Genomic DNA, 26,968 nt, shown 5'->3' with positions numbered 1-26,968 from the left:
GGATCATGACTACCCCTCCGCGGCTCGACCCCGCCCTCGTTCCGGACGCCGCGGACCCGGACGCCGTCTATCTGGCGTTCGTCGAATGGGCGGAATCGACGGGCATCAGTCTGTATCCCGCGCAGGACGAGGCGGTCATCGAGATCGTGTCCGGCAACAACCTGATCCTGTCGACGCCGACCGGCACCGGGAAGTCGCTGGTGGCGATCGGTGCGCACTTCAGCGCACTCGTGGCCGGGCGTCGCAGCTACTACACGGCACCGATCAAGGCGCTCGTGAGCGAGAAGTTCTTCTCCCTGGTCGACGTGTTCGGCGCCGAGAACGTGGGAATGGTCACGGGCGACTCCTCGGTGAACGCCGACGCCCCCATCATCTGCTGCACGGCGGAGATCCTCGCGAACCTCTCGCTGCGCCAGGGCACCGACGCCGACGTCGGGCAGGTCGTGATGGACGAGTTCCACTTCTACGCCGACCCCGACCGCGGATGGGCGTGGCAGGTGCCGTTGCTCGAGCTGCCGCAGGCGCAGTTCATCCTGATGTCGGCGACCCTCGGCGATGTGACCGAGCTCGCCGCCGACCTCACCCGTCGCACCGGCCGTGAGACGGCCACCGTGACGGGAGTGGAGCGCCCCGTCCCCCTGCACTTCTTCTACGAGACGACTCCGATCCACGAGACGATCGACGACCTGCTGAACACGGGCCAGGCGCCGATCTACGTCGTGCACTTCTCGCAGGCCGCAGCGATGGAACGCGCCCAGGCACTGTCGAGCACCAAGGTGGCCACCCGCGAGCAGCGCGACGAGATCGCCGCCCTGATCGCCGAGTTCCGGTTCACGACCGCGTTCGGGAAGACGCTCTCGCGATTCCTGCGTGCGGGCATCGGCGTGCACCACGCGGGCATGCTGCCGAAGTACCGGCGCCTCGTCGAGCAGCTGGCGCAGCGCGGCCTGCTGCGCGTGATCTGCGGCACCGACACTCTCGGCGTCGGGATCAATGTGCCGATCCGCACGGTGCTGCTCACCGCCCTCACGAAGTTCGACGGTACGCGGATGCGGCAGTTGAACGCCCGCGAGTTCCATCAGATCGCCGGCCGCGCTGGTCGTGCGGGATACGACACCGCCGGCACGGTGGTGGCTCAGGCTCCCGAGCACGAGAGCGAGAACGTCGCGGCGCTGAAGAAGGCCGGCGACGACCCGAAGAAGAAGCGCAAGATCGTGCGCAAGAAGGCACCCGACGGCTTCGTGTCGTGGGGCGAGCCCTCGTTCCGCAAGCTCATCGACGCCGTGCCGGAGACGCTGACCTCCCACATGCAGATCACGAGCGCCATGATGCTCAACGTGATCGCCCGGGGCGGCGACGTGTTCGCCAATATGCGCGCGCTGGTATACGACAACCACGAACCGCGGAAGCGTCAGCGCGAGCTCGCGCTCAGGGCCATCGGCATCTACCGCACCCTGCGCGAATCGGGCATCGTGGAGAAGACGCCGGATGGCGACATCCGCCTCACGGTCGACCTGCAGCCGAACTTCGCACTCAACCAGCCGCTGTCGCCGTTCGCCCTCGCGGCCTTCGAACTGCTCGACCCCGATCCCGCCGCCGGCACGGGCACGGGGTCCTACGCGCTCGACATGATCTCGATCGTGGAGTCGACGCTCGACGATCCCCGCGCCGTGCTGAGCCAGCAGGAGTTCCTGGCACGCGGCGAGGCGGTCGCGGCCATGAAGTCGGAGGGCATCGAGTACGACGAGCGCATGGAGCTGCTCGAGCAGATCACGTACCCGAAGCCGCTCGACGAGCTGCTGACCGCGGCCTTCGAGACGTTCAGCGCCGCTCAGCCCTGGATCCGCGACTTCGAGCTGCACCCGAAGTCGGTCGTGCGCGACATGTACGAGTGGGCCATGTCGTTCGGGGAATATGTCGCCTACTACAAGATCGCGCGCTCCGAGGGCGTGGTGCTGCGCTACCTCTCCGACGCCTACCGTGCGGCCTCGCAGACCATCCCGGAGGAACTCAAGGACGAAGACCTCCGCGACCTCATCGAGTGGCTCGGAGAACTCGTCCGTCAGGTCGACTCCAGCCTGCTCGACGAATGGGAGGAGCTGATCGCCGGGGTGGATAACGGCCGTTTCGATCCGCATCGGCCGGACGAGCCGATCGTCCCTCCCGCACCCAAGCGCCTGACGAGCAACATCCGCGCCTTCCGCATCCTGGTGCGCAACGAACTGTTCCGCCGGGTGCAGCTCGCCGCGAGGGAAGACGTGAACGCGCTGGCCGAGCTCGATCCGGGGTTCGGCGCCGACGCGTGGTCGGACGCGCTCGACGGATACTTCGCCGACCACGACGAGATCCTCACCGGAGCGGATGCACGCAGCTCGAAGCTGCTGATCCTCACCGAGGGGCCGACCGTCTGGACGGCGCGCCAGATCTTCGACGACCCGGCAGGCGACCACGACTGGGGCATCTCCGCGACGATCGATCTCGCCGACTCCGACGAGGCGGGCGAGGCCGTCGTCACCGTCACCGGAGTGGACCGGCTGTAGGCGCAGGCCCGACCACTGCCCCCACCCTCTCCACACCGACGACCCTGCCGAACCTCCCCAGCGTCTCGCGCCGGTGCGAGGCGGCGATCACGGTCCCGTCGAACCGTGCGAGCACGTCGGAGATGATGCGCTCTGACTCGGCGTCCAGGCTCGCGGTGATCTCGTCGACGATGAGCACCCGCGGCGCACGACACAGTGCCCGTGCCAAGGCCAGCCGGGCGCGCTGACCTCCCGACAGCCGGGCACCGTGCTCACCGAGCTCATCATCGAGGGTGATCCAGTCATCGGCCCCCACCGCTGTGAGCGCTTCGAGCAGCTGCTCGTCGGTGCGGGGGTCCGCTCCGCGCACCAGGTTCTCTCGGACCGTGCCGTGGAAGAGACGGGCGTCCTGCTCCACCACTGCCACGACACGGCGCAGCTCGTCGTCGCGGATGCGGCCGAGCGGATAGGCGACGCCTGCCGCGTCGACGAGCGCGACGGTGCCGGCTGAGGGGTCCCACAGGCGGGCGGCGAGCGCGATGACCGTGCTCTTGCCCGCTCCGGACGGCCCGGCGAGACCGATGTGCTCCCCCGGATCGACGTCCATCGACCACCCTCCGAGCACGTCGGTCCTGTCGTCGTAGGAGAACGAGACCTTTTCGAAGCGCACTCCGACGGGGCCATCGGTCAGTGCGATCGGGCGCTCGACCGGCACCACGACCGGAGGACGGTGCAGACCCGCCCCCACACGGTCGGCGCTCGCGATCAGCGGGTGCAGCTCCGACACCGTGTGGGCAGCCTCTGCCACCGCGGCCACCCCGGCGACCGCGAGAGCGATCACCGCGGGAAGCAGCGCGGCCTGAGCGCCGCCCACCGTGCCGCCGACCGTGCCGCCGACCGTGCCGCCCGCCGTGCCGCCGAGGATGAGGGACGCCGCGATCACGCCGATCACCACGGCGGTGAGGATCAGCTCGCGCGTGCCGTCGACGAGATGGGCGATGGCCTCCCTCCGACGGCTGAGCGCCGCCGACCTCCGGGTACCGGCGACCGCCTCGCGCACGACGCGACCCTGCAGGCCGTAGGCGAGAACCTCCCGCACGGCGCCGAGAGCATCGACCAGCCGTTCCGACTGATCCTCCCGTTCCTGCTGCTCGCGCGCCCCCACCCGGCGCGCCGGACCTGCTCCCGCCCAGGCGGTGAGCGCAACGGCTGCCGCTCCGCCGAGCATCACGAGCGCCGCCACGGGCATCACGACGAACGCGCAGACCACGGCTCCCAGGAACAGGGTGAGCGCGGCTCCGATCTGCGCCACCGTGTGCGCGTAGAAGAACTCCAGCTTCTCGATGTCGGTCATCGCCACGGAGGCCGCGCGGCCCGAATGCTCCCGGCGCCGCCCCGGAACGCTCCGGGAGTAGGCGTCGAAGAGAGCCATCCGCAGCCGCGCCAGCACCCGGTACGCGAGGGCGTGCGACACGTCCATCTCCCGCCAGGTGAGGAAGGTGCGCAGCAGCACGAGGGCACCGAGCGCCACCCACCAGACAGCCGGAGGCCAGGTGCCGTGCACGACGGCGCCGCCGACGCCGAGTGCGGTGAGCACCCCGATGGCGGCGAGGGCGCACAGACTCGTGGTGGCGATCAGGTAGCTGCCGATGATGCGACGCCATTCCGGTCGCAGCGGCGGAAGGAGCCGGGCGAGGATGGCCCATGACGAGGTCACGGAGCCTCCTCCACGAGCACCCCGTCACGGAGCACCCGCACGTCGGCCACGCGGGCGAGCGCCTCGGGGCGGTGGCTGATCATGAGCACGATCCTCTCTTCGGCGACGCGTTCGAGCGTCTCGGCGACGGTCAGGGCGCTGCGGTCGTCGAGGGCGCTGGTCGGCTCGTCGACGAGCAGCACGGGACGACCGGCCAGCAGCGCTCTGGCGAGGGCGAGGCGTTGGCGCTGTCCTCCCGACAGACTCGTCCCGGCCTCCGCCACCATCGCCTCGAAGCCGCCGGGGATGGCCCTGATCTCGTCGAGCACACCCGCCGCGGCACAGGCGCGTTCGACGTCCTCCCGATCCGCACCGAGCAGATCGATGTTCTCCCGGATGGTGCCGGCGAAGAGGACGGGCCGCTGCGAGACGACCGCCACATCGCTCGGCTGGAGCGGACGCCCGTCGAGCTCGACCGTTCCCGCTGCCGCGGGCAGGAATCCGAGGACGAGGTCGAAGAGCGTGGACTTGCCTGCGCCCGAAGGCCCGGCGATCGCGTGGACCTCTCCGCGTTCGGCGAGGAGATCGACACCGCGGAGGACGTCACGATCGGCACCGGGGTAGCGGTACGAGAGGCCGGAGATGCGGAGCACCTGACCTGCGGGACGAGCGTGCGCATCGGCGTCCGCCTGCACCGGCACGGGAGCGGGCGAGCGACGGAACGCCCCCAGGGTCGCGAGCCCGGGAACAGCAGTCAGACCGAGGAAACCCGCGTGCCAGTGTCGGGAGAGCTCACGCACCGGACGGAACGCCTCGGAGGAGAGCAGCAGCAGCGCGTAGACCTCGACGGCCGGCGGCTCACCGGTCAGGACCGCGACGACCGCGAGCCCCGCGGCGACCACCACGCCGGCCTGCACGGCGAGGTCTGTGATGGCCGTCTCCGCGAGCGACGTGCGCATCACGCGTTCGGTGGCCAGGCGCAGCGCCTCCGATCTCGTGTGCAGGCGCGCCCGTGTGGCGGGGACGTCCCCCAGTGCGCGCAACGTCGACATTCCGCGAAGGGACTCGAGAAGGTCGCCGCTGAGAGCCTCGTAGCTGTCCCAGTGCTCGAAGCCTCGACGGGCGAGCATGCGCTTCCACAGCAGCGGGCCGAGCACCGCGAGCAGGATCCCCGCCGCGACGCACAGCGCGATCAGCGGGGACAGCACCGCCACGAGGCACACGGCGATCAGGCTGCCGACGACGAGTTGCACCACGGCGGGGATGTACTTCGACACATAGGCGTCCGTGCCGTCGATCCCGTCGCCGAGCGCGAGCTGCGTCGAGCCGTCCCTGAGACCGGCATCATGCAGTCGCTCCGGCACGAGGACCGCGGAGACGGCCGCGCCCCGAAGGTCTTCCCTCACCCTCCCGCCGAGACGCGCGGCGGCATCTCCCTGCACGATGGTGAGCAGCATCCGCGTCACTCCGATCACGAGGATCACCCCGATGCCGACGACCGCGCCCTGCCCCTCACCGCGCACGAGAGCAGCGAGCGACCACGCGAGAGCCAGCGCCTGCAGCAGGTGCGTCGCGTATACGAGGAGAAGGAGGAGGGTGCTCCAGGCCAGCAGCCAGGGGTGCCGTCGCGCTTCGCGCCACAGCTCGGGGACGATCATCATCGTGAGCCTCCGGGAGAGTCGAGGAAGGCGATCGCATGGAGGATCCACCGCCCTCCGGTCGAGGAGAAGCCGGACACCGGGCGAGCGCCACAGCCTCCGTCGAGGGCCGCGCGGTAGCAGAGACCGGCCGCGGTGAGGTGGGCGTTCCAGAGCGCGGTGCCGATGAGCGGTGCCGGAGCCGTGGTCGGCACGGACCAGGAACGGACGGCGCTCGCACCCCGCACCCAGGCTTGTCCGGAGGCGCGCGCGACGCGATCGATCTCCCCGCGCGGGGACAGGCGATCTCGCGCGGAGGTCCGGACGAGGAACTCGGACGTGGACGGCGAGCGCCTGGAGCCGAGAGCACGACGTGCCGCGTCGATCGGCACCGGGGTGTGCGGGAGCTCGACCGCGGCGAGCGGGATCTCGGGGACGAGCCCCCGCCGCAGCCAGCTGTCGACGTCGGAAGCGCGGGGCACGCCGAGCAGTCCGCGCAGCCGGGACGACGGCCCGAACTGCCCGCGCCCCGCCCGCGCACCCAGCAGGAAGCGCACCGCGGCCACCGCGTAGGCGGTGTCGGCGATCCAGAGCGGCCAGGCCCGATGCCGGTAGCGGCCGAAGGATCGACCCGGCTGGACCGTGAACACCACCCGCGCGATGCCGTCCCCCGCGGTGGTCGACGGCCATCCGTCCTCACGATCGGAACGCGGATCACGCCGCAGGAACAAGCCTCCGTCGTGGTCGATCGCCCAGCGCACACCGACCGCGTCGACGAGGTGCGTCTGCACCGGGTAGCACGCCCCGGCTGAGGGCACCGGGCGACGGCGGATGCTCGTGGCCGTGCCGTCCTCCACCCGATGGAACTCCCCGGGGTGCCACAGTCCGTCGACGAGCTCGCGCACACCGACAGGAGGTTCGTCCGCCACGGCTCCGGTCCGTCCCCAGGCGTTCACCCTCGGGCCGGGCGGCAACGGGCCGGACGGCACCAGCGTCGAGTGCACCTGGTCGAGCGGTGCGGACACGCCATGCTCTTCCCGCAAGCTCTGCGCCATGGTCGGCCTCACATGTGCGGGGCCGGGAGAAGCGTGAAGTCCTCCGGTCCGCCGCTCCAGGTCGTCCGCCAGCCGCGCTCCTGCGCCGCCTCTCGGAACCGGGGCATGCCGAGGTACGAGAACGCCGCCGGTGCGTTGGGGACCAGCCCCGTCACGATCGAGCGCACCACGCGCAGGTCGGTGCGCCGCACGTCGGAGGTCGTGAGGTCGCGCGTGAGCACGCGGTGGCCGCGATCAGCCAGGCGCGCATGGACCTCGTCCATCGTCACCGGTTCCACTGCGCTCAACGGGAGTACTCCCTGCACCGGATCCTGGAACCGGCGCGCCTCTCCGTGCACGGTCGGGTCCAGCCAGACCTGCACGTGTGCGCCGAGGTCGATCACCTTCTCGAACTCGACTCCGGCCGCGGTCGTGTAGTCGGCGTCCGCACGGAACTCGAGGGTGAGTCCCTTGGCCATCAATCCCTCGGCGACGGCGCGGAACACCCATCCGTCCGCCGTCGTGCAGCCCTGCGTGTAGATCCAGGTGTGCACGGCTTCCAGCACGGCCTTCCGTGCGGCACGTGCAGGATCGAGTGCGGCCGAGAACCCCGCGGCATAGAGGCCGCGCTCCGGATCGTGCACGAGAGCACCGATCGCCGGGGCGAATTCCGACGGCATGGCGACCAGCCACACACGCAGGCTGCTCCCCTCCAGATCGTCGAGGAGGCCCGGGACCGTCGCAGGGTCGATGCCGAACGTCGGCCCGTCGAGGTGCCACCACACCTCGAGCGCATCCCGCTCGATCACCTCGATCACCCCGCGGTCGCGCGCATCGTCGAAACCCGCCCCCGTGGCGATGCCGGCGTAGTTGAGATGATGCGTGCGGGGCAGGGAGCGGAAGCGGGATTGCCGCCAGTTCAGGTGCACGAGGGAATCCGGCATCCACACCGAGCCCCCGTCGAGATCGTCGCAGCGCGCCCACAGCGTCGGCGTGGACGCCTCCAGCCGCTGATAGGGGAAGCCCGGACGGGAGAGCTGCCAATCGGCGAAGCGCGGAAGATCCGCATCGTCGATGACGGTCTCCCCGTCGGCGCGCAGTTCTTCCGCTGAGGCGACGCGGAGGTCGTGCGGCGGCAGCACGTCGGGCAGCCAGTTGCCGCAGTACCGCTCCACGCCTTCGCCGATGGCCGCGATGCGCGCCTGTGCGGGGTCTCCGAACGAGGTGCCGAGCGAGACCCGATCAGCGGGCCATTCGCCGAGCAGGCGGGCATCGGCCACTGATGCGGTGAGAGCCAGATACCGGTGCGGAGCGCCGATCGGATGCGGAACCTCGCGCACGGAGCGGATGATGCCGGCCTCCGCGTCGACGAGCGCCTCGGCAGGCAGGGTCGCTCGAGCGGTGCGGTGATTCGGGGTGTCGTGCGCGTTCATGCTGTCCTCTCGTAGCGCCAGCGACCGGTCTCGGGCTCGAAGGCCGATCTGGTGCGGCGGGTCGGATGCCGATCGACGCCTGCGGGCTCGGATGCCGACGCTGTTCCCGCCGACGGCAGACCGGTCTCGGTGAGCCAGGTGTCCAGCACCCCGCCGATGCCGCCCGCCCTGCGCAGTCGGGAGCGGACGTCGTCATCGTCGATGTCGGCGGCGAGCCGGTGGCCCCAGGGCCCGTCGACCAGGTGCAGCGGCCCACGCCAGGCATCGGCGAGCCGGCCCGCATCCGTGAAGAAGAAGTCGTGGTCGCCGCGGATGAGCAGCAGGGGTACGCGGAGGTCGCCGTATGCACGGTGCAGATCGACGGCGGGCGCTGACCACAGGCGACGCCAGCCGGAGAGCACCTCCCGCGACCACCCCCATTCCGCAGCGGCCCGGTGCACGCCGACCTCGGATGCCCGCGCCACCCTGGCCTCGAGCTCCTCATCGCTCAGCGGGGGAAGGGAACGCGCCCCGCGACCGTGCTGGTGCCACCACCCGATCCGGTCTCGCAGGTGTGGTCGCCCGTTCTCGTCCCACGCGGTCTCGGCGAGCCCGAGAGCCGGAACGAGGAGCACGAGTGCATCGACGTCGACCGACCTCGCCGCCTCGAGCGCGGTGTGGGCGGCATACGACCCGCCGGAGAGCAGGAGCGGCAGCCCGGGGCTCTCGGCCCTGACGGCATCGACCACCGCGCGGCCGTCTGCACGCTCGGAGAGGTAGGAGTGCCATTCGCCGTCGGACGAGTGTCGGCCGCGCACGTCGTGGATCACGCAGCGGTAGCCGCGCCTCACCCACGCCCGCGCGGTGTCGGCGTGGCGCCAGGCCCCGTAGGGAGTGCGGATGACCACCACGCCTCGCGTCTCTGCGGGCGACCAGGCCCATCCGCGCAGCCGGGCGCCGTCATCGGCGACGACGACATGAGGACGGGCATCGCGCGGCGGGGTCATCGGAGCAGCCTCGGCGGTGCCGCGGGGAAGGGGAGCACCGTGTGCTCGGTGACCGATCCGGTCGACGGCACCAGCTTCCACAGGGTCGTGCGCAGGTGGTCGAGGTCGGCGTCGGCTCGCGCCCAGGTGAGGATCACGTGCAGCAGCCGGGCGAGCACGAGCACCGCGGTCGCGTCGTCGACGGGCGTGGCCGGGGCAGGCCCGGACTGCTGCCATGCCTCGGTCGAAGCAGGCGCGCTGCTCGCGGCCAGCCGTCGCGCTGATACCTGGGCCGAGGTCGGGTCGTGCTCGTCGAGCGCGAGCGGATCGATCAGGATGCTCTCGCCCTCGCGGTGCACACGCAGCCAGGCGACACCCTGCAGGGGAAGCATGTCGAGGTCGGACCACCGACGGCGGTCGAGCGCGTCGTCGGCGTAGGCGACGACGAGGGAGGTGTCATCGGGCAGTGCGGACTCCGGATCGAGGAGGGTGACCCGCGCACCCCAGGACCGGAGGACGCGTTCGAGCCCGTCGACCAGCGCGCCTGCTCCCAGCACGCAGACGTCGCGGCGCTCGTCCGGCCAGCGGCGGAGCGCGTCCACCGACTCGCGCTCCTGCACCTCGAGCATCAGGCGGTCGAGGAGCGCGGAGGCCGCACCGTCCGAACCACCGGCCGGAGTCTCGAGGGCGTCGAACAGCTCGGCGGGTGGTGCGTCGATCAGGGCGAATCGTCCGGTGCGCAGGCGGATCCGGGGGCGACCGTCTGCGCCGAGAACGAGATGGGCTCCCGAGTCGGGGAGCGGCAGGATGCGGGATTCGGAAGTCATGGAGTCTCTCGGTGAAGGGCCCGGCCGGGCGCGAACGCCCGGCCGGACTGGAGTGCGCTCGAAAGCGCGGCGGAAGGATCCGCGATCAGTCGAAGGGGTTCTCGACCAGTGCGTTGGAGTGCGATGCCGACAGGTGCGCCAGCTGCTCGGACTCTTCGATCTCGGCGAGGATCTGCTTTTCCATTTCGTTCTCCTTCAGTGAGTTTCCGACCCGCGGTGTGCGGGGCGGGTCCACGGTGGGACGAGATCGACCCTAATTGATAATGATTCTCAATATCTACTAGTCTGGCGAACATGCCTTCCTCCCTCCCCCTCCTCGCCGCTGATCACCGGGCCGGGACCGTCTTCGAGATTCATGGCGACTCCCGGCGTGTCGCGGTGGCCGACAGCTGGCTCGCCGAGCACGCCGGATTCCTCCGCCTGCCCTCCGGCGCGAACGACCGCTGGGCGTTCGCCGACGACCGCGGCGGCGCTCTGGTCGTCGGCGGCGGCACCGTACGACGCATCCCGATCGCCATCCCCGCCGAGCACCTCGCCTGCGACCCGTCCGGTCGTCACGTGGTCGTCACCTCCGGCCTGGGCATGAACGACGAAGCCTGGAGCGACCTGGTGACCGTCGTGGATCTCGCGACCGACTCGTCCACGCGGTTCCGCGCCCGTGTCGGCGAACCCGGGGTCGTCGTGGCTCCCGACCAGGCCTCGGGCGAACCGACGATCGTGCTCCGTCACCGCGCACCGGGAGCCGTCGAAACGATCCCCCTCGCCGCGGCGCTCGCGGTCGGCCCCCACGCGCCGGTACTCCGCGGAGGCCTTCTCACCGACCTCGCCGCAGACGGCCACGGCGACGTGATCGACCCCGCCTCCGGCATCCTCGGCATCGCGACGAGCCGCGGCCTCGAGCGCTTCGTCGTCGACGGCGGTGCGCCCCGGGCCATCGGCATCGTCCCCTGGCCCGTCGACGGACGGGCGTACTACCTGCGTCTCGCCGGTGACACCGGGCGGGTGACGGGGATCGTGCGCGGGGGTCCGGCCTCGCCGGGATCGTGGCCGGAATGGACGAACACCTTCGTCGAGATCGACCTCGCATCCGGAACCTCCCGCGCCGTGCCGCTGCCGCCGGGGCTCGCGTTCCGATTCGCGCTGGCTGCAGGTGTTGCAGCCGTCTCGGTCATCCACCCCGACGGAGACGCGGTGCTCGTGATCGATCGCGAGGAGGCACGTGTCTCCCGGGTCGTGCCGATCCCGGCGATGACGCATCCCCCTCGCGCCGGACGGCTGCCGTGGGACGGCGTCGACGGTCGCCCCGCGCAGCGCCGGTCCATTGCGATCGACCCCGTCGGCGGCACGATCGCGGTCACCAGCGGTGGCGACGGCACGATCCTCCTCCTCGACGGAACCGAGATCTCGACGGTCGAGCTCCCCACCCCGCTCGACGAGGGCGGGCATCTGCTCTGGGCGTCCGATGGCGACCGCGTCGACGACCTGGTGGGCCGATGAACGCGCATCGGGCCGTGCTCGACGATGCCCTCGCGCGCGCCGAACGCCACGGTCGGCCGGGGCTCCCGGTCGGCGGCTTCACCCTGGGGCGGGCCGCCGACCGCAGCTGCCGCGGCATCCATCGCCTCGACGGCTCGACCGTGATCGAGCCGGACGGCCACCTCCATCGCATCTTCCCCTCCCCCGACCGCAGCCGCATCGCGGTGGAATGGGCACCCACCGCCGACGAGAATGCCGTCTTCGGCCTCGTCGATGTCGCCGCCGGCACACTGCGCCTCCACCCCGACATCCGTCTCCGCTACGACACCGTGCTCTGGGCGGCCGATTCGCGGAGCCTCGACGTGGTCGCCAGCCGCGACCGCCGGCTCGTGACCCTCGACGTGGAGACGGGCGAGACAGAGGTGGCTCCCCTGCCGAGCGAGGGCCGGCTGCGACTGTTCCCCGGAGGAGAGAGCGGCCTGCGCGCCCTCAGCTCCGCCGGTGCGGGAACCACTCTGACCGACCGGGCGACGGGGACGCCGCTGGGACGGTGGTCCGCGCTGTTCCGCGCCTGGCGACTCGGCACCGGGGTGCTCGTATGGCATGACCGGGGTCTGGATGCCGTGCTGATCGACGCCGCAGCCGATGCGGCAGATGACCGCGCGCCCTGGCACTGGCACGACCCCGATGTACGGATCGTCGACGTCGCGGTGCAGGACGACCGGGTGGTGGTGCTCGCCGTCACGGAAGGGCGGAGCGTGCTCGTCGACCTCGACGACGGCATCGAGGTCGGCCGCACAGAACCTGCCTCCTCCGACGCCGATGTGCTCACCACGACGATGATCGGCGTCGACGACGGCGTACTGCGTCTGGGCGTCGAAGGCCCCCTCACGCCACCCCGCATCGTCGAGCGCGCACAGCTCGGCACCACGATCCTGCCGCCCTCCTCCTCCCGCGCGACCACCGTGCGCCACGACATCCCGGCCGGCGACGGCGCGACCCTCACGGTGCACGTGACGTCGCCGAGTGCCGCGGAGGGGATCCCGGCCGCGGGGACGACGGGCCCGCTGCCGCTGATCCTCACCTGCTACGGCGGCTTCGGCGTGCCGCACCTGCCCGTGTTCGAACCGACCGTGCCCGCATGGGTCGGGTTCGGAGGTGCCTACGCCTCCGCACAGCTCCGTGGCGGAGGCGAGCGCGGTGAGGCCTGGCGCCAAGCAGGATACGGCGAGCGCAAGCACCGCACGGTCGCCGACCTCGCCGACGTCGCCCGCGGTCTCATCGCGGCCGGTGTCACCCGCCCGGATCTGCTCGTCCTCGCCGGGGCCTCGCTGGGCGGGGTCGTCGCCGCCGCGTGCGCGCTCGAACATCCGGAGCTGTGCGCGGGGTTCGTGACCACAGCGGCCCCGCTCGACCTGCTCGCCCTCGACGATCATCCGCTCGGGTCGAGCTGGCGTGCAGAGTTCGGCGACGACGGCACACCCGCGTCCCGTGCCCGGCTCGGCGCGCTGTCTCCGCTCGCACGCGCCGAGTCGCTTCCGGTCGGTGCGCCGGTCCCCTCCTACCTGGGAGTGGTGCTCGGCGAAGACACCAGGGTCCTCGCACGCGACACGCATCGGATGGTCGAGTCGCTGCGTCGAACGGGCGGCTCGGCCCGCTCATGGACGGCAGCGGGGGCAGGCCACGGCGCGAACGAGTCCGTCGCCCTGCACGACCTCGGCCTCGCATTGCTCGACTTCGCAACATCGGTCACGGTCACGGCCACGAAGCGCATCGCGTCAGGCAGCACGACCGGAGGCACCCGATGAGCGATTCGACGGCCGTTCTCACCGAACGACGCGCCAGACGCCTGCCCTTCCGACGGCAGCCGAGCGAACAGCGCACTCTGCCCCGCAGAGGAAGTCGACGGGTGCTCCCGGTAGGCCCGACCGTGACGACGATCGCCGTGCTCGCCGTTCTCGTCCTCGTGGTCTCCGCAGCCACCGGCCCCGTCGCCGTCTCCCCCCTCGATGCCGCCAAGATCGTGATCGGCCACCTGATCCCCGGCATGCCCTGGATGACGGACGGAACGCTCACCCCGCTGCAGGACCAGGCCGTGTGGCAGTTCCGGGTGCCCCGGTCGCTCCTGGCCGCACTCTCGGGAGCGGGACTGGCTCTCGCCGGAGCGATGATGCAGGCCGTCGTGCGTAATCCCCTCGCCGAGCCTTACATCCTCGGCGTCTCCTCGGGCGCGAGCGTCGGCGCCGTGCTGGTGATCGTCTCGGGCGGTGCCACCTTCCTCGGTCTGTCGATGAGCGGTGCGGCGTTCGTGGGGGCGATGGTCGCCTGCCTCCTGGTGGCCATGCTCGCGCGCATCCGCGGAGAGCTGTCCCCGACCAGGATGATCCTCGCCGGGGTCGCGCTGGGCGCCCTGCTGAGCGCGGTGACCAGCTACCTCACCCTCACCACCGACGCCCAGAACGTGGTGAGCGTGATGTTCTTCCTGCTCGGGAGCGTGTCGGCCGCCGACATGTCGACGCTCTTGATCCCTGCGGTCGCGCTCGCGATCGCCTGCATCGCGGTGTTCGGACTCTCCCGCTCCATGAACGCGCTGCTCGCGGGCGACGAGTCGGCGATGGCCGTCGGAGTGCGCACGACCCGGGTGCGCGGCGTGCTGCTCGTGCTCGCCTCGCTGCTGACCGGAGCGATCGTCGCCGTGAGCGGCGGCATCGGATTCGTCGGGCTCGTCGTGCCGCACATGGCCCGACTCCTCGTGGGCTCCGACCATCGGCGGATGCTGCCCATCACGATCCTCGGCGGTGCACTGTTCCTGATGGTCGCCGACCTGCTCGCACGGACGGTCGCGATGCCCACCGAGATCCCGCTCGGCATCCTCACCGCCTTCGTCGGGGCTCCGTTCTTCCTGTGGTTGATGCGCAGCGGAGGCGATCGGGCGGGGTTCGACCGATGAGCGTGCACTTCGACGGCGTGAGTGTCGCCCGCGGTGGCCGCACGGTGCTGCACGGGGTCGACCTCGAGGTCGGCACAGGCCGCATCGTGGGGCTCCTCGGCCCGAACGGCAGCGGCAAATCCACCCTGCTGCGCACCCTGTTCACGGGTCAGCGTCCGCAGCGGGGGCGTGTCCTGATCGACGGGGTCGACGTCTCGCAGCTGCCGCCGCGTACGCTCGCGCGCACCGTGTCCGTCATGCTCCAGGACGCCCCGTCCGAGTTCGATCTGACCGTGCGCGAGACGGTGCTGGTGGGCCGCTCACCCCACCGTCCGCCGTTCAGCCGGGACACCCCGGAGGATCAGCACATCGTCGACCAGGCCCTGCGCACCGCGGACGTGCACGATCTCGGCGAGCGGCTGGTGCGTCGACTCTCGGGCGGTCAGCGCCAGCGGGTGATGCTCGCCAGAGCCCTCGCGCAGAGCGGCGAGATCCTCGTGCTGGATGAACCGACGAACCACCTCGACATCGCGCACCAGCTCGATCTCATGCGTGTGGTGAGCGGACTCGGCACGACCGTGATCGCCGCCCTCCACGATCTCAACATCGCCGCCGCGTTCTGCGATGACGTCGCGGTGATCGACGAGGGCAGGATCGTCGCCTTCGGCGCTCCGGACACCGTGCTCACCCCCGCGCTCGTCGACGAGGTCTTCCATGTGATCGCCCGCATCGCCGTCGAGGTCGACACGGGAGCACGCGCGATGACCTTCCACCCCAGACAACCCCGACCCCTCACCTAGGAGAAGAAGAATGACACCACGTACCCGACCCACCCGCCTGCTCGCCGCCGTCTCCGTCGGCCTCGGCGCGATCGCCCTCACCGCCTGCGGGAGCGGAGTCTCCACGGGAGCAGCGCCCGCCTCCTCCGGAGAGGCGATCAGCATCGAGAACTGCGGCCGCACGGTCGAGATCCCGGCCACGCCGACGGCCGTCGTCGGACTGCACCCCTCGCAGACCGAGCTGCTGCTGCGCCTGGGCCTCGCCGATTCGCTCGTCGGACAGGCGCAGGCCACCGCGGACGAGCTGCCGAGCGATGTCGCAGACCTCGCGGCCGATGTGCCCGTCATCGGCGGAGACGCACCGCCCAGCCGGGAGGAACTGCTCGCCGTCGAACCCGACTTCGTCTACTCGCCGACCACCTACGAGTTCACCGCGGAGCAGGGCTTCGCCAGCATCGAGCAGCTCTCCGAGGCCGGCGTCGCCGCGTACACCGCGACCGGCGGATGCTTCGACCGGCGCATGGAGGGCACGGTCGACGACCTCTTCATCGACCTCGAGAACCTCGGCGAGATCTTCCACGTCGAGGACGAGGCGAACGACCTGATCGAGTCGTCCAAGGCCGAGCTCGCGACCGTCGATGCGGCGCTCGAAGGCAAGGATCGCCCCCGCGTCGCCCAGGTCTTCGTGGAGGGCACGACCCTCACCGCGATCGGTGCCGGCATCGAGTACGACATCCTGAAGCGCGCCGGTGCCGACAACGTCTTCACGCCGGACGATCCCGCGTTCGCCGATTTCTTCGCCGCCGAGATCACCCCGGAGTCGCTCGCGTCAGAGGCACCGGACGCGATCGTCTTCGCGGTGTCCGACCCCGCGCACGAGGCGGCCGTCCGCTCCTACCTCGCCGCGACGTTCCCCGACATGCCCGCCGTGCGCGACGGTCGACTGATCGCGGTGCCGTCGACCGACCTGTTCCCCGGCACACTCGGGAACGTCTCGGCCGTGCGGCTGATCGCCGAGGGCCTCCACCCGGACGTCGTCTTCGACTGAGCATCACTTCCTCCACCCGCACCCCCGCGTGGCTGCACCCCCGGGAAGCTCTTGTGCTCCCGGGGGCGCAGTCTCCGGGCTAGGCCTGCATGACGGCGAGGACGTTGCCCGCGGGGTCGCGGAACCACGCGATGTCCGGCCCTCGCCCGTTCCCGCGGACGATGCCGCGCTCGTCGGAGGGGAACTCCTCGTCGCTGTAGATCTTCGTCTGGACGCCCCGGGCGATGAGCTCGTCCACGGCGGCGTCGACATCCGCCACCGGGAAGTTCAGGATCGTGAAGCTCGCCGGCGTGTGGTTCGGCTTCGAGTACACGAGGATCGAGCCGCCACGGGGCAGGCGCAGGTCGAGGAACCCCATCGCGTTGCGCTCGACGTCGAGCCCGAGCGTCGCGCCGTAGAACTCCTCCGCCGCGTCGATGTCGTCGACGCTGAATCCGCTGAACGCGTTGTCCGCTGTGAAAGCTGCCATGGCTCCAGCATCCGCCTCCTCGGCGCGCTTGTCGATGCCTTCTCGGCTCCCTCTCACCCCGCGGCGCGCACGAGCCTGCCGACCAGGTCGACGTAATCCACTCCCGCCGCGGCGAACATCCGCGGCACCTGCGACGCCGCGGTCAGCCCCGGCATCGTGTTCACCTCGTTCAGCAGGGGACCCCTGTCCGTGAGGAAGAAGTCCATCCGCGCGACGCCGTCGCACCCCAGGGCGTCGAACATCGCGATCGCAGCGCGCTTGAGGGCCGCCGCCTCGCCCGCGTCGAGCTGCGCCGGCACCGTGAAACGCGCACTTCCGTCGTACTTCGTCGCCGTGTCGAAGAGACCGGTCGCGTGGATCTCCAGCGGCGGAGCCGCCCACCGGATGCCCCCCTTCTCGCGCAGCACGGCCACGTCGATCTCGCGCGCCCTGACGACCTCCTCGACGAGGATGCGCCGGTCGAAGCGCGCGGCCTCGTGCAGCGCGGCGAGCAGATCCTCCTCCTGGGTCACGAGACTCACGCCGTGGCTCGACCCCGCCGAGACCGGTTTCACCACGACCTCGCCGTCGAACTCCACATCCCCGATGTCGTCCGCCGTGATCAGCCGCCCGCGGGCGGTGCCGATCCCCACCGCGTCCGCCACCAGCTTCGTCGTCCATTTGTCCATGCCGATCGCACCGGCGCGCAGCCCCGAGCCCACCACGCGCACTCCGGCGAGGGCGCAGAGAGCCGCCAGCGCCCCGTCCTCGCCGAGCGCACCGTGTACGGCCGGGAAGACCACGTCCGTGCGAGTGAGCAGCGGGAGCGCGAGCGCCAGCGACTCGGCGGCGGATCCCCCGTTCGGGCGCCCGTCGACGCGCCAGATGCCGTCTCGATCGATGGTCACGCACGTCACCTCGTGACCGCCCAGCCGCAGGGCTGCACCGACCGCGGCCGCCGACGCCAACGACACGTCGTGCTCGGCGTTCTGCCCTCCCCCGATGACCAGCACCCTCGTCATGCCGCGCTCCTCCGCACTCGCGCTCCGATCCCGGTGACGATGGTGTGCGGGATCGTCCCCGCCCACCGCGCCCACTCCTGCACCGAGGGCACCGCGCCCCCGTCCGGCCCGAACACGGTCGCGATCGTGCCGCGCGGGAACAGCGCGGCACCCGTGTCCACCACGATCTGATCCATCGACACCCGTCCGACGATCGGATACCGCACGCCGCCGATCTCGACGCCGGCGCCCGGCGCGAGCTCTCGCGGGATCCCATCCGCGTAGCCGACGCCCACCACCGCGAGGTGCGTCTCCGCACGGCTGACATGCGTTCCCGCATACCCGACAGCCGTGCCCGCCGGGGCGAGAGCCCCATGCACGACGGGCGCGGTCCATCGTGAAGCCCCGATCAGTGGCGTCGTCTCCGAGGGGTCGATCCCGACGAGTCCTGCGCCGATCCGCACCATCCCGAAATGGGTCGCGGGATCGGTCAGCGCCCCCGACGTCGCCGCCAGATGCACGAGCACCGGTCCGAGGCCGGCACGCAGGACCGCATCCCTGCCCTGCCGCATGCGCAGCACGGCCGCCGCGTTCGCGCCCGGATCGCCCTCGTCGGCGCGCGGCAGATGACCCATGACCCCCACGACCTCGATCCGCCCTCTGCTGGCGCGCGCCAGTCGGAAGAGCTCTGGCCACTCGTCCAGCGGAGACCCGCCACGGGCCATCCCGGTGTCCAGATGCAGGTGCACCCTGACCGGGTGCGACGTGTCCGAGCTCAGCTGGCGAAGCTCTTCGGCGGAGCCCACCGCGATATCGATGCGATGCTCCGCCGCCGCCTCGGCGTCGATACCCGCCGGGTTCAGCCAGGAGAGGATGGGCACCGTGAGTCCGGCCTCGCGGAGTGCGACGCCCTCGGCGACCTGCGTCACCCCGAGCCACTCGGCGCCCGCCGCGACCGCAGCCGTTGCCACGACGACGGCACCGTGTCCGTAGCCGTCGGCCTTCACGACGGCCATGATCGGCACCGGAGTCGCCGCCCTGACGATCCGGACGTTCTCGGCGACGGCGTCGGGGAGCGTGGTCAGCGTCGGCGCGTGCAGGCGCGAGGCGATCGCGGGACGAGGGGCGGTCATGGTGGTCATCGCTGCATCCTCGGGTCTTCGGTGGGATCGGCATACATCTCGGGGCACCCCTGATCGATCGCCTCGGGGCGCAGCTCGTAGTGCCATGACTCGTTCGCGTAGGTCTGGCACAGTCCGTAGTCGGAGCCGTGCTGGGCGAGCCAGTCGAGCGTGGGCAGCGGACCGACATCCACGGCGTCGCCAGACACGTGCGCCGACGTCTGCGGTGTCGCCACCCATCGCCGCGCTTCGTCCTCCGAGCCGTAATCGACGATCGCGTCCTGGAGCATCCGTTCCTGCAGCCCCGGCGAGCGCCATCCGCTGTTCACCAGGAACGTGACGCCGTCGCGCTCGGCATCCGAGGCCGCCCGCTGCAGGGCGTCGAGCAGCGCGGGGTCGAGGTTGCCGACCGCGACGCGGTCCACGTCGAACACCGTGGGCTGATCCCCGTCACGAATCGCTCCGTCGGCGTCGCCCGGCACGTCGACGGGCTGCACCTCGTCGGGCACCGGGGTCGGCACGGGCGTGGGGAACGTCTTCGCCGTGTCGGCGAAAGCCACGGACAACGACTGCTGCACCGCGAACGCCAGGATCACGGCGGCGGCGAGCGCGACCACGACGCCGGCGGCCCGACGGCGACGACGTGCCCGCAGCGGGAGGGACGAGCTGTTGGTGTTCATGCTCCCAGTGAAGAAGGGAGCCGGTTGCCAGGGCGTATGCGCTTTTCCATATGCTCGCGATATGCCGGGGTGCGTAGGATCGCTGCCATGCGTGTGCTGATCGTCGAGGACGAGCCCTACCTCGCCGAGGCGATCCGCGATGGGCTGCGCCTCGAGGCGATCGCGGCCGATATCGCGGGCCACGGCGACACGGCGCTGGAGCTGCTGAGCATCAACTCCTACGACCTCGCCGTGCTCGACCGCGACGTGCCCGGGCCCTCCGGCGACGACATCGCCCGCTGGATCGTCGCGTCGGGAAGCGGCATCCCCATCCTCATGCTCACCGCAGCCGACCGCCTCGACGACAAGGCGAGCGGCTTCGAGATCGGTGCGGACGACTACCTCACCAAGCCGTTCGAGATGCGCGAGCTGGTGCTGCGTCTGCGGGCCCTCGACCGTCGCCGCCAGCGCAGTCGGCCTCCCGTGCTGGAGGTCTCCGGCCTTCGCCTCGATCCGTTCCGCCGGGAGGTGTACCGCGACGACCGCTACGTGGCGCTCACCCGCAAGCAGTTCGCCGTGCTGGAGGTGCTCGTCGACGCCGAGGGCGGTGTCGTCAGCGCGGAGGAGCTGCTCGAGCGCGCCTGGGACGAGAACGCCGACCCGTTCACGAACGCCGTGCGCATCACGGTCTCCTCGCTGCGCAAACGCCTGGGCGAGCCGTGGATCATCCTCACCGTGCCGGGTGTCGGATACCGGATCGGAACGGATGCCGATGCCTAGGCGCCGTGGGATGAGCGCTCGCCTCAAGCTCACCCTCAGCTATGCGGGCATCGTGGTGGTCTCCGGACTGCTGCTGCTCGCCGCGGTGGCCCTGTACCTGCTGCGCTACGTGCCCGACGTGCAGATCTCCGCGGACATCCGCGTTCCCAACCGCTCCGACCTGATCAGGGCGTTCGTGCCGGTCGCCTCGACGGTCATGGTGGCACTGCTGGCCATCGGCCTCGGCGGCGGATGGCTGCTGGCCGGACGCATGCTGGCACCTCTGGAACGCATCGGCGACGCTGCGCGACTGGCGGCGCAGGGCTCGCTCTCGCACCGGATCGCGCTGCCCGGCCCTCGCGACGAGTTCCGCGATCTGGCCGATGTCTTCGACTCGATGCTCGAGCAGCTCGAAGCCCACGTCGCCGAGCAGCAGCGGTTCGCCGCGAACGCCTCGCATGAGCTGCGCACGCCTCTCGCGATCTCGCAGGCGCTGCTCGAGGTCGCCCGTGACGACCCGGACCGCGACGTGGACGAGCTGATCGCCCGACTGCAGCGGGTGAACACGCGTGCGATCGACCTCACGGAGGCGCTGCTGCTGCTTAGCCGGGCGGATCGCCGGACGTTCCCGCGCGAGATCGTCGATCTCTCCCTTCTCGCCGAGGAGGCCGTCGAGGCGCTGGTTCCCCTCGCCGACCGTCGAGGAGTCGCACTGGAGGTCGGCGGCGTCCCCGCGTCGGTGCTCGGGTCGGCGGCGCTGCTGCCGCAGCTGGTCATGAACCTCGTCCTCAACGCGATCGTGCACAACCTTCCGACCGGCGGGGCCGTTGCCGTGCGCACGCACTCGATGCCGCACGCGGTCGCGCTGGTCGTGGAGAACACCGGTGAACAGTTGCCTGCGCATCAGGTCGCCACCCTTGTCGAGCCGTTCCAGCGCGGGGCGGAGCGCACCCGCGGCGACGACCATGCGGGGGCGGGGCTCGGCCTTGCGATCGTCGACCGCATCACGCAGGCGCACAACGGCACGCTCGTCCTCACCCCGCGGACGGACGGCGGTCTGATCGTGACCGTGTGGCTGCCGCACCCCTACCCGACGGGCCTTCCCGGCTGACCGACCGCCCCCGGTGTCTCGAATCGCGCAGATGGTCGGATGCCGGGCCCAGAAGGAACCATCGGCGCGATTCGAAGACGGGGGAAGTCGGCGCCGCGGGGCTCAGGCCACCCGCGGGTCGCGTGTCGCGGCGAGCTCGCGGCCGTAGGTGCGGGCGTCGGCTTCGGCGTTCTCCTTGAGCTCGCGCGCGGTGTCGGCGAACGCGTCGAGCGCCGGGTTGACGCCGACCAGCGTGAACGGACGCTGCACGACGCGCAGATCGAGACCCCAGACGTCTTCGAGCACGCGTCGCAGCCAGCCGGTCGAGTGGTCCCAGCCCTCCTTGGGCGAACCGGGCGCGTAGTTGCCGCCGAGCACGGTGACCAGGGTCGCCGGCTTGCCGTTCAACGCGGTACCGGTCGGATCGATGCGTGCGTCGGTGTAGGCGAGATCGAACCAGGTCTTGAAGTGCTGCGAGACGCCGTAATTGTAGAGCGGCACCGCGAACAGCAGAGCGTCGGCGCCGATGAGCTCGTCGGCGAACTGCGTCGCGAGGGCGCGAGCCTCGTTCTGCGCAGGGGTCCGCTGGGCCTCGTCGACGAATCCACCCGTCACGGCATCCGCCCACGCGGTCGCGGGCACGGGGTCGCTCGCCAGATCGCGACGGAAGACGGTCGAATCGGGGTGCGACGCGGTCCACTCGGCCTCGACGATGTCGGCGAGCGCACGGCTGGCGGACGACGCGGGAAGGATGCTGGCATCCAGGCGGAACAGGGACATGGGCCTACCTCTCGTTTTCGTAGTCGCTCTGTTTTTCTTAGCGACATCGGTTAACGTAGCACGGGTAGGATGGGGGGATGTCCGGGACCGACGAAGGGCGTCAGGTGTGCGACGCCGCCGTCACACTGGCCTTCAGCGTGCTCGGGAAGCGGTGGAACGGCATGATCGTGTCGTCGCTCGGGGGCGGACCCACGACGTTCGTCTCACTCCGCCGCGCCGTGGACGGCATCAGCGACACCGTGCTCTCCGATCGCCTGGCGGAGCTCGCCGACGCCGGACTCGTCGCACGCACGGTCGATGCCGGTCCGCCGGTGACCGTGTCGTACGCGCTCACGCCCGCGGGAGAAGGACTGCTGCCGATCCTGAACCAGCTCGGGCAGTGGGCCTCGGCGAACCTCGCCGAGCGCGCTCACTGACCCGAACTTCCCTCACCAGGGGCTGGGCTCGTAGTCCTTGAGGAACACGCCGTGGATGTCCTCGCCGGCCTCGCCACGCACGATCGGGTCGTACACGCGGGCGGCACCGTCGACCAGGTCGAGCGGGGCATGGAAACCCTCTTCGGCGAGGCGCACCTTCGTGTAGTGCGGACGCTCGTCCGTGATCCAGCCCGTGTCGACGGCGGTCATGAGGATGCCGTCCTTCTCCAGCATCTCCCCCGCGCTGGTGCGGGTGAGCATGTTGAGCGCGGCCTTGGCCATGTTCGTGTGCGGGTGTCCAGGACCCTTGTAGCGGCGGGAGAACTGTCCCTCCATCGCCGAGACGTTGACCACGTACTTGCGGTGCGCATCGGACGCGGCCATCGAGGCACGCAGACGGCTGATCAGCAGGAACGGCGCTGTCGTGTTCGCGAGCTGCACCTCGAGCATCTCGAGCGGATCGACCTGCTCGATCGACTGCACCCAGCTGTTGACGCGGTTCACGTCGGGCACGAGCCCGCCGGCGTCGATCGCGGTGCCGTCGGCATGCTTCTCGAGCGACGACGATCCGGGCGCCATCGCGAGGCGCGCGAGATCTTCGGCCGTGAGTGCCTGACCACCCTGCTCGGCGACCGTGCCGCCGAGGGCCGCGACCGAGAGCAGCGGATGAGCATCGACCGAGGCCTGCAGCGCCTGCGGGTGCGGGTCGGCCGTGTGCCCGAAGGTCTCCATCTCGGGCAGGGGTCCGTCGGGGAGGGGCTGCAGCTCGGCATCCGCCAACAGGGAGTAAGCACCCGGCGAGCGGCGTACGGTCTGTGCGGCGTTGTTGATGAGGATGTCGAGCGGGCCCTGAGCGGCGACCGAGTCCGCCAGGCCGATCACCTGAGCAGGGTCGCGCAGGTCGATGCCGACCACGCGCAGGCGGTGCAGCCAGTCGGCCGAGTCGGGCAGGGCCGAGAAGCGTCGCACGGCGTCGCGCGGGAAGCGGGTCGTGATCGTGGTGTGCGCGCCGTCACGCAGCAGCCGCAGCGCGATGTGCATGCCGATCTTCGCGCGGCCACCCGTGAGCAGGGCGCGCTTGCCGGTGAGGTCGGTGCGGGCGTTGCGCTTGCCGTGGCTGAAGCGGGCGCAGTCCGGGCAGAGCTGGTGGTAGAAAGCGTCGACCTGTGTGTACGGCTGCTTGCAGATGTAGCAGTTGCGGGGCTTCAGCAGCTCGCCCGCGATCGGGGCGTCGACGACGCTGGTGGCGAGATCGTTGCCACGGGTCTCATCGTCGATGCGGTCGGGGGCACCCGTGGCGGTGCGGGCCACCACGGCTTTGTCGGCCTCGGCGATCGCGTCACGGATCTGCTTGCGGCGCACCCGCTTCACGTCTTTGAACATCGCCGCGGTGGCCTGGCGTACCGCGATGAAATCGGGGTGCTCGTTGTCGATCCGGTGCAGCTCGCGCAGCACGCGCAGCGTCGTGGCGAGATCTTCGGGGTCGACGCCCGGTCCGAGGTCGGGTGCAGCGTCGGAGGGGGCGTCGGTCATTGTCCCGATTTTACGCGAGTGTCCTGGGACAGGCTTGATATGCAAGCATCCACTTGCCTATCGTGATCCCATGGCCGATCTGTTCCACGCGCTCGACGACGAGACGAGGCGACTCATCCTCGATGAGCTGTCGCGGCGGGACGGACAGACGCTCTTCGAGATCTGCTCGACGTTGACGATGCAGCACGGTGTGACGCTGACCCGGCAGGCGGTCTCCCAGCACCTCGCGGTACTCGAATCCGCCGGACTGATCTCCACGGAACGACAAGGCCGTTCCAAGTTCCACTTCTTCCATCCGGAACCCATCGCCCGCATCGCCGAGCGGTGGCCGACCACACGGAGCACCCCATGAGAATCGAACTGACCAGCATCTTCGTCGATGACCAGCGCAAGGCCCTCTCCTTCTACACCGACGTGCTCGGCTTCACGAAGCACCATGACATCCCCCTCGGCGATGCCGCCTGGCTCACGGTGACCTCGCCCGAAGCGCCCGGCGGACCCGAGCTCCTGCTCGAGCCTTCGGGGCACCCCGCGGTCAAGCCCTACCGCGACGCGCTCGTCGAAGACGGCATCCCACTCGCGCAGTTCGCCGTCGACGACCTCGCCGCCGAACACGCACGCCTGACCGGGCTCGGCGTCGTGTTCACCCAGCCGCCGACCGACATCGGTGCCGCCTGGGTCGCGGTTCTCGACGACACGTGCGGCAACCTGATCCAGCTGATCCAGGTGAAGGCCGACGGACAGGGCTAGGCGATCCCACCGCCGTCCACGACGAGGGCCGAGCCGGTGACGTACGAGGAGTCGTCGCTCGCCAGCCAGACCACCGCCTGTGCGACCTCGCTCGGCTCGCCCATGCGGCGCAGCGGGCGATCGGCGGCTTCGGCGAGGAACGCGTTGGTGTCCTGCGCCAGCTGACGCGCTTCCTCCCGCAGCATCCCGGTGTTCACATCACCGGGGTTGACCGAGTTCACGCGGATGCCGGCGGGACCGTGGTCGATCGCGAGCGCGCGCGTCATGTTCACGACCGCGCCCTTCGAGGCGCAGTAGGAGATGGCCTGGCCACCGCCCTTGAGGCCCCAGCCCGACCCGGTGTTGATGATCGAGCCTCCACCCGCAGCCTCCATGACCGGAACGATGTGCTTGCACATCAGGAAGATCGAGCGCACGTTCACGCCGAACACGCGGTCCCACTCCTCGACGGTCGTCTCGACGGCGGTGGTGCGACGGATGATCCCGGCGTTGTTGAAGACGACGTTCACTCCGCCGAGTTCGGCCACCGACGTGGCGATCACCCGTTCGATGTCGGACTCGCTCGCCACATCCGCCGCGATCGCGATGGCCATGCCACCGGCCGCACGGATCTCCTCCGCGACGGCTTCGGCCGCCTCCGTGTTCAGGTCGACGACGGCGACCGCCGCGCCCTCGGCAGCGAGTGCGAGTGACGTGGCGCGACCGATGCCGCCGGCACCGCCGGTGACGATGGCCTTCTTGTTCTCGAGACGCATGGGGTGTCCTTTCGGGTACGTGCAGACGGGTCTGTCGGGGTCGGGATGTGTCAGGTGAGGGAGAGTTCGGGTGCGGTCACGGCATAGAGACTCGTGGTGCCGACGCCGGTGATGATGCGGACATGCCCGGCGAGTCTCGCATCGAGTTCCGGGTCGCCGGTGTCGACGAGGAGCGGCCGACCCTGCAGGTCGATGAGCTTCTGCTCGGGGGCGACGACGAGGAGCGGGTCGTCGCCGAGCGCACGAAGAACGGGTGCCGAGAGCTGTTGGTTGCCGCGCCCGAGCAGGAACCCCTGCCCGCCGATCACGGTGACGACGGCCCGCGCCGGGCCCTCGGCGATCTGGGCGAGCAGCTCCTGCTCACTCGCGCCGTGGACGAGGACGGCACCGTCGAGAACGACGTCGACGCCGAGTGGCGATCCTTCGACGCCGAGCTGCCGAGCGATCTCCGCGGTCGTGCCGCCGGGGCCGAGCAGATAGCGCACGCCCGGTCGCATGCGGGAGACAGCCCCGCGGGCCGCAGCTTCGACCGCAGCCGCCTCGGTGACCGGCGTCGGCGCCTTGCGTGCCTGAGTGCGGCCCGCACGATGCGGCACCCGGAGCATTCCGTACAGCGTGGGGTCGACGCGGGCGCGCCGCATCGCGGCCTCGTCGATGTCGAGCACCTCACGCTCCTCGGTCGGGAGCCCGTCGTGCTCGATCCAGTCCGCGGCGATCGATCCCGCCGCCCGCGGACTGACCGCGAACACGGGCGAGTACATCTTCACGCCCGCCGGAACTCCGAGCACGGCCGGCAGACCGTGCGCCTCTCGACAGCTTTCGGCGTCGAGCGCGGATCCGTCGTCGCACCTTCCGCCATCGGGCTTTTCACCCGACGGACGTGCCACGGCGCCGAGCCCCGTGACCGCGCCGCGAAGGGTGCCGTCGCCTCCCACGACGAGGATCAGATCGACCCCCGCCGCGGCCAACGCTGCGATCGCACGCGAGGTATCCGCCGCCTGCGTCACCTCGGTCACACCCGCCCCGCGCGAGCCCGCATCGATCGAGCCCGCATCGCTCGAGCCGGCCCCGACGACGCACGGCACGAGACCTGCGGCGCGCACCGCATCGGCGCCCATGGCACCGGGCACCGTCGCGACCACGAGTCCCGGATGCCGTTCGGCGAGCGTCGTCAGGGCGAGGACCGCCCGTTCCTGCACGCGCGAACGGGCGCCGCGCGCGAGGGCGAGGCGCTGCACGTCCGCACCGTCGGAGCCGGCGAGCCCCGCGGGCCCTCCGACTCCGGCGACAGGGTTGACGACGAGTCCGAGCAT

Annotated in this window: 26 protein-coding genes; 11 read left to right on the top strand and 15 right to left on the bottom strand. The window is 70.7% G+C overall.

The window, feature by feature from the left end:
* Positions 1–5 precede the first annotated feature (5 nt).
* Positions 6–2,540, top strand: coding sequence for a DUF3516 domain-containing protein (locus ABRP18_RS01925; RefSeq protein ID WP_349885417.1), 2,535 nt, complete (start codon positions 6–8; stop codon positions 2,538–2,540).
* On the opposite strand, the gene ABRP18_RS01920 is transcribed toward ABRP18_RS01925, so the two are convergent.
* From ABRP18_RS01920 to amiA, 7 genes are all read right to left on the bottom strand, one after another.
* The gene (locus tag ABRP18_RS01920; RefSeq protein ID WP_349885416.1) at positions 2,518–4,236 is read right to left on the bottom strand and encodes an ABC transporter ATP-binding protein; all 1,719 of its coding nucleotides are present in this window, start codon (positions 4,234–4,236) and stop codon (positions 2,518–2,520) included. The genes ABRP18_RS01925 and ABRP18_RS01920 overlap by 23 nt on opposite strands.
* On the bottom strand, positions 4,233–5,876 hold the full coding sequence (locus ABRP18_RS01915) for an ATP-binding cassette domain-containing protein (RefSeq protein WP_349885415.1): 1,644 nt from the start codon (positions 5,874–5,876) through the stop codon (positions 4,233–4,235). The genes ABRP18_RS01920 and ABRP18_RS01915 overlap by 4 nt, the downstream gene beginning before the upstream one ends.
* Complete coding sequence (locus ABRP18_RS01910) at positions 5,873–6,877, bottom strand: hypothetical protein (protein ID WP_349885414.1); 1,005 nt, start codon at positions 6,875–6,877, stop codon at positions 5,873–5,875. Before ABRP18_RS01910 ends, ABRP18_RS01915 begins: the two co-directional genes overlap by 4 nt.
* A 38-nt stretch (positions 6,878–6,915) precedes the next feature.
* Positions 6,916–8,319 (bottom strand): YcaO-like family protein, encoded by a 1,404-nt coding sequence (locus tag ABRP18_RS01905; protein ID WP_061018055.1) that lies wholly within the window; start codon positions 8,317–8,319, stop codon positions 6,916–6,918.
* Complete coding sequence (locus ABRP18_RS01900; RefSeq protein ID WP_349885413.1) at positions 8,316–9,305, bottom strand: CocE/NonD family hydrolase; 990 nt, start codon at positions 9,303–9,305, stop codon at positions 8,316–8,318. The genes ABRP18_RS01905 and ABRP18_RS01900 overlap by 4 nt, the downstream gene beginning before the upstream one ends.
* Positions 9,302–10,111 carry a hypothetical protein gene (locus ABRP18_RS01895; RefSeq protein ID WP_349885412.1) on the bottom strand — a complete coding sequence of 270 codons (810 nt, stop codon included), beginning with the start codon at positions 10,109–10,111 and terminating at the stop codon, positions 9,302–9,304. Before ABRP18_RS01895 ends, ABRP18_RS01900 begins: the two co-directional genes overlap by 4 nt.
* Before the next feature lie 85 nt (positions 10,112–10,196).
* Positions 10,197–10,295, bottom strand: a complete 99-nt coding sequence (gene amiA, locus ABRP18_RS01890) for a streptamidine family RiPP (RefSeq protein ID WP_017831216.1) — start codon at positions 10,293–10,295, stop codon at positions 10,197–10,199.
* Positions 10,296–10,405: 110 nt separating this feature from the next.
* On the opposite strand from amiA, the gene ABRP18_RS01885 reads away from it, so the two are divergent.
* The 5 genes from ABRP18_RS01885 to ABRP18_RS01865 are packed head-to-tail and all read left to right on the top strand — an operon-like array spanning position 10,406 to position 16,343.
* The gene (locus ABRP18_RS01885; protein WP_349885411.1) at positions 10,406–11,608 is read left to right on the top strand and encodes a hypothetical protein; all 1,203 of its coding nucleotides are present in this window, start codon (positions 10,406–10,408) and stop codon (positions 11,606–11,608) included.
* Complete coding sequence (locus ABRP18_RS01880; protein WP_349885410.1) at positions 11,605–13,395, top strand: prolyl oligopeptidase family serine peptidase; 1,791 nt, start codon at positions 11,605–11,607, stop codon at positions 13,393–13,395. The genes ABRP18_RS01885 and ABRP18_RS01880 overlap by 4 nt, the downstream gene beginning before the upstream one ends.
* Positions 13,392–14,537 (top strand): iron ABC transporter permease, encoded by a 1,146-nt coding sequence (locus ABRP18_RS01875; RefSeq protein ID WP_197077665.1) that lies wholly within the window; start codon positions 13,392–13,394, stop codon positions 14,535–14,537. The genes ABRP18_RS01880 and ABRP18_RS01875 overlap by 4 nt, the downstream gene beginning before the upstream one ends.
* Positions 14,534–15,316, top strand: coding sequence for an ABC transporter ATP-binding protein (locus ABRP18_RS01870; RefSeq protein WP_349885409.1), 783 nt, complete (start codon positions 14,534–14,536; stop codon positions 15,314–15,316). The genes ABRP18_RS01875 and ABRP18_RS01870 overlap by 4 nt, the downstream gene beginning before the upstream one ends.
* Before the next feature lie 10 nt (positions 15,317–15,326).
* The gene (locus ABRP18_RS01865; protein WP_046746898.1) at positions 15,327–16,343 is read left to right on the top strand and encodes an ABC transporter substrate-binding protein; all 1,017 of its coding nucleotides are present in this window, start codon (positions 15,327–15,329) and stop codon (positions 16,341–16,343) included.
* 79 nt (positions 16,344–16,422) lie between these two features.
* On the opposite strand, the gene ABRP18_RS01860 is transcribed toward ABRP18_RS01865, so the two are convergent.
* From ABRP18_RS01860 to ABRP18_RS01845, 4 genes are read right to left on the bottom strand one after another with little or no spacing between them, the layout of a single operon-like run.
* On the bottom strand, positions 16,423–16,812 hold the full coding sequence (locus ABRP18_RS01860; RefSeq protein ID WP_046746974.1) for a VOC family protein: 390 nt from the start codon (positions 16,810–16,812) through the stop codon (positions 16,423–16,425).
* A gap of 53 nt (positions 16,813–16,865) precedes the next feature.
* Positions 16,866–17,813 (bottom strand): D-alanine--D-alanine ligase, encoded by a 948-nt coding sequence (locus tag ABRP18_RS01855; RefSeq protein ID WP_061018644.1) that lies wholly within the window; start codon positions 17,811–17,813, stop codon positions 16,866–16,868.
* Complete coding sequence (gene alr / locus ABRP18_RS01850) at positions 17,810–18,934, bottom strand: alanine racemase (RefSeq protein WP_349885408.1); 1,125 nt, start codon at positions 18,932–18,934, stop codon at positions 17,810–17,812. Before alr ends, ABRP18_RS01855 begins: the two co-directional genes overlap by 4 nt.
* Positions 18,931–19,593, bottom strand: a complete 663-nt coding sequence (locus tag ABRP18_RS01845) for a M15 family metallopeptidase (protein ID WP_349885407.1) — start codon at positions 19,591–19,593, stop codon at positions 18,931–18,933. Before ABRP18_RS01845 ends, alr begins: the two co-directional genes overlap by 4 nt.
* An 87-nt stretch (positions 19,594–19,680) precedes the next feature.
* Here ABRP18_RS01845 and ABRP18_RS01840 point away from each other — a divergent pair, with 87 nt between their 5' ends.
* Both ABRP18_RS01840 and ABRP18_RS01835 read left to right on the top strand, forming a co-directional pair.
* Positions 19,681–20,352, top strand: coding sequence for a response regulator transcription factor (locus ABRP18_RS01840; protein ID WP_046746904.1), 672 nt, complete (start codon positions 19,681–19,683; stop codon positions 20,350–20,352).
* A 10-nt stretch (positions 20,353–20,362) separates the two neighbouring features.
* Positions 20,363–21,442, top strand: a complete 1,080-nt coding sequence (locus ABRP18_RS01835; RefSeq protein WP_046746905.1) for a HAMP domain-containing sensor histidine kinase — start codon at positions 20,363–20,365, stop codon at positions 21,440–21,442.
* 102 nt (positions 21,443–21,544) lie between these two features.
* On the opposite strand, the gene ABRP18_RS01830 is transcribed toward ABRP18_RS01835, so the two are convergent.
* A complete protein-coding gene (locus ABRP18_RS01830; protein WP_046746906.1) occupies positions 21,545–22,201 on the bottom strand; it encodes an FMN-dependent NADH-azoreductase in 657 nt (218 codons plus the stop codon).
* A gap of 77 nt (positions 22,202–22,278) precedes the next feature.
* On the opposite strand from ABRP18_RS01830, the gene ABRP18_RS01825 reads away from it, so the two are divergent.
* Positions 22,279–22,617, top strand: a complete 339-nt coding sequence (locus tag ABRP18_RS01825; protein WP_046746907.1) for a helix-turn-helix domain-containing protein — start codon at positions 22,279–22,281, stop codon at positions 22,615–22,617.
* A gap of 12 nt (positions 22,618–22,629) precedes the next feature.
* Here the strand turns inward: ABRP18_RS01825 and ABRP18_RS01820 are convergent, their stop codons facing one another.
* Positions 22,630–24,150 (bottom strand): SDR family NAD(P)-dependent oxidoreductase, encoded by a 1,521-nt coding sequence (locus ABRP18_RS01820; protein WP_113681690.1) that lies wholly within the window; start codon positions 24,148–24,150, stop codon positions 22,630–22,632.
* A gap of 70 nt (positions 24,151–24,220) precedes the next feature.
* Between ABRP18_RS01820 and ABRP18_RS01815 the strand changes: the two genes are divergently transcribed.
* Both ABRP18_RS01815 and ABRP18_RS01810 read left to right on the top strand, forming a co-directional pair.
* Positions 24,221–24,502, top strand: coding sequence for a helix-turn-helix transcriptional regulator (locus ABRP18_RS01815; RefSeq protein WP_171010931.1), 282 nt, complete (start codon positions 24,221–24,223; stop codon positions 24,500–24,502).
* On the top strand, positions 24,499–24,900 hold the full coding sequence (locus ABRP18_RS01810; RefSeq protein ID WP_349885406.1) for a VOC family protein: 402 nt from the start codon (positions 24,499–24,501) through the stop codon (positions 24,898–24,900). The genes ABRP18_RS01815 and ABRP18_RS01810 overlap by 4 nt, the downstream gene beginning before the upstream one ends.
* On the opposite strand, the gene ABRP18_RS01805 is transcribed toward ABRP18_RS01810, so the two are convergent.
* Positions 24,897–25,655, bottom strand: a complete 759-nt coding sequence (locus ABRP18_RS01805) for an SDR family NAD(P)-dependent oxidoreductase (RefSeq protein ID WP_046746910.1) — start codon at positions 25,653–25,655, stop codon at positions 24,897–24,899. The genes ABRP18_RS01810 and ABRP18_RS01805 overlap by 4 nt on opposite strands.
* Positions 25,656–25,705: 50 nt before the next feature.
* Positions 25,706–26,968: an NAD(+)/NADH kinase gene (locus tag ABRP18_RS01800; protein ID WP_349885405.1), complete on the bottom strand. Its 1,263-nt coding sequence runs from the start codon at positions 26,966–26,968 to the stop codon at positions 25,706–25,708.

The sequence above is a fragment of the Microbacterium sp. WHRI 7836 genome, from assembly GCF_040223885.2.
Lineage (GTDB): Bacteria > Actinomycetota > Actinomycetes > Actinomycetales > Microbacteriaceae > Microbacterium > Microbacterium oxydans.
This window is presented reverse-complemented; position numbering and strand designations above follow the sequence as displayed.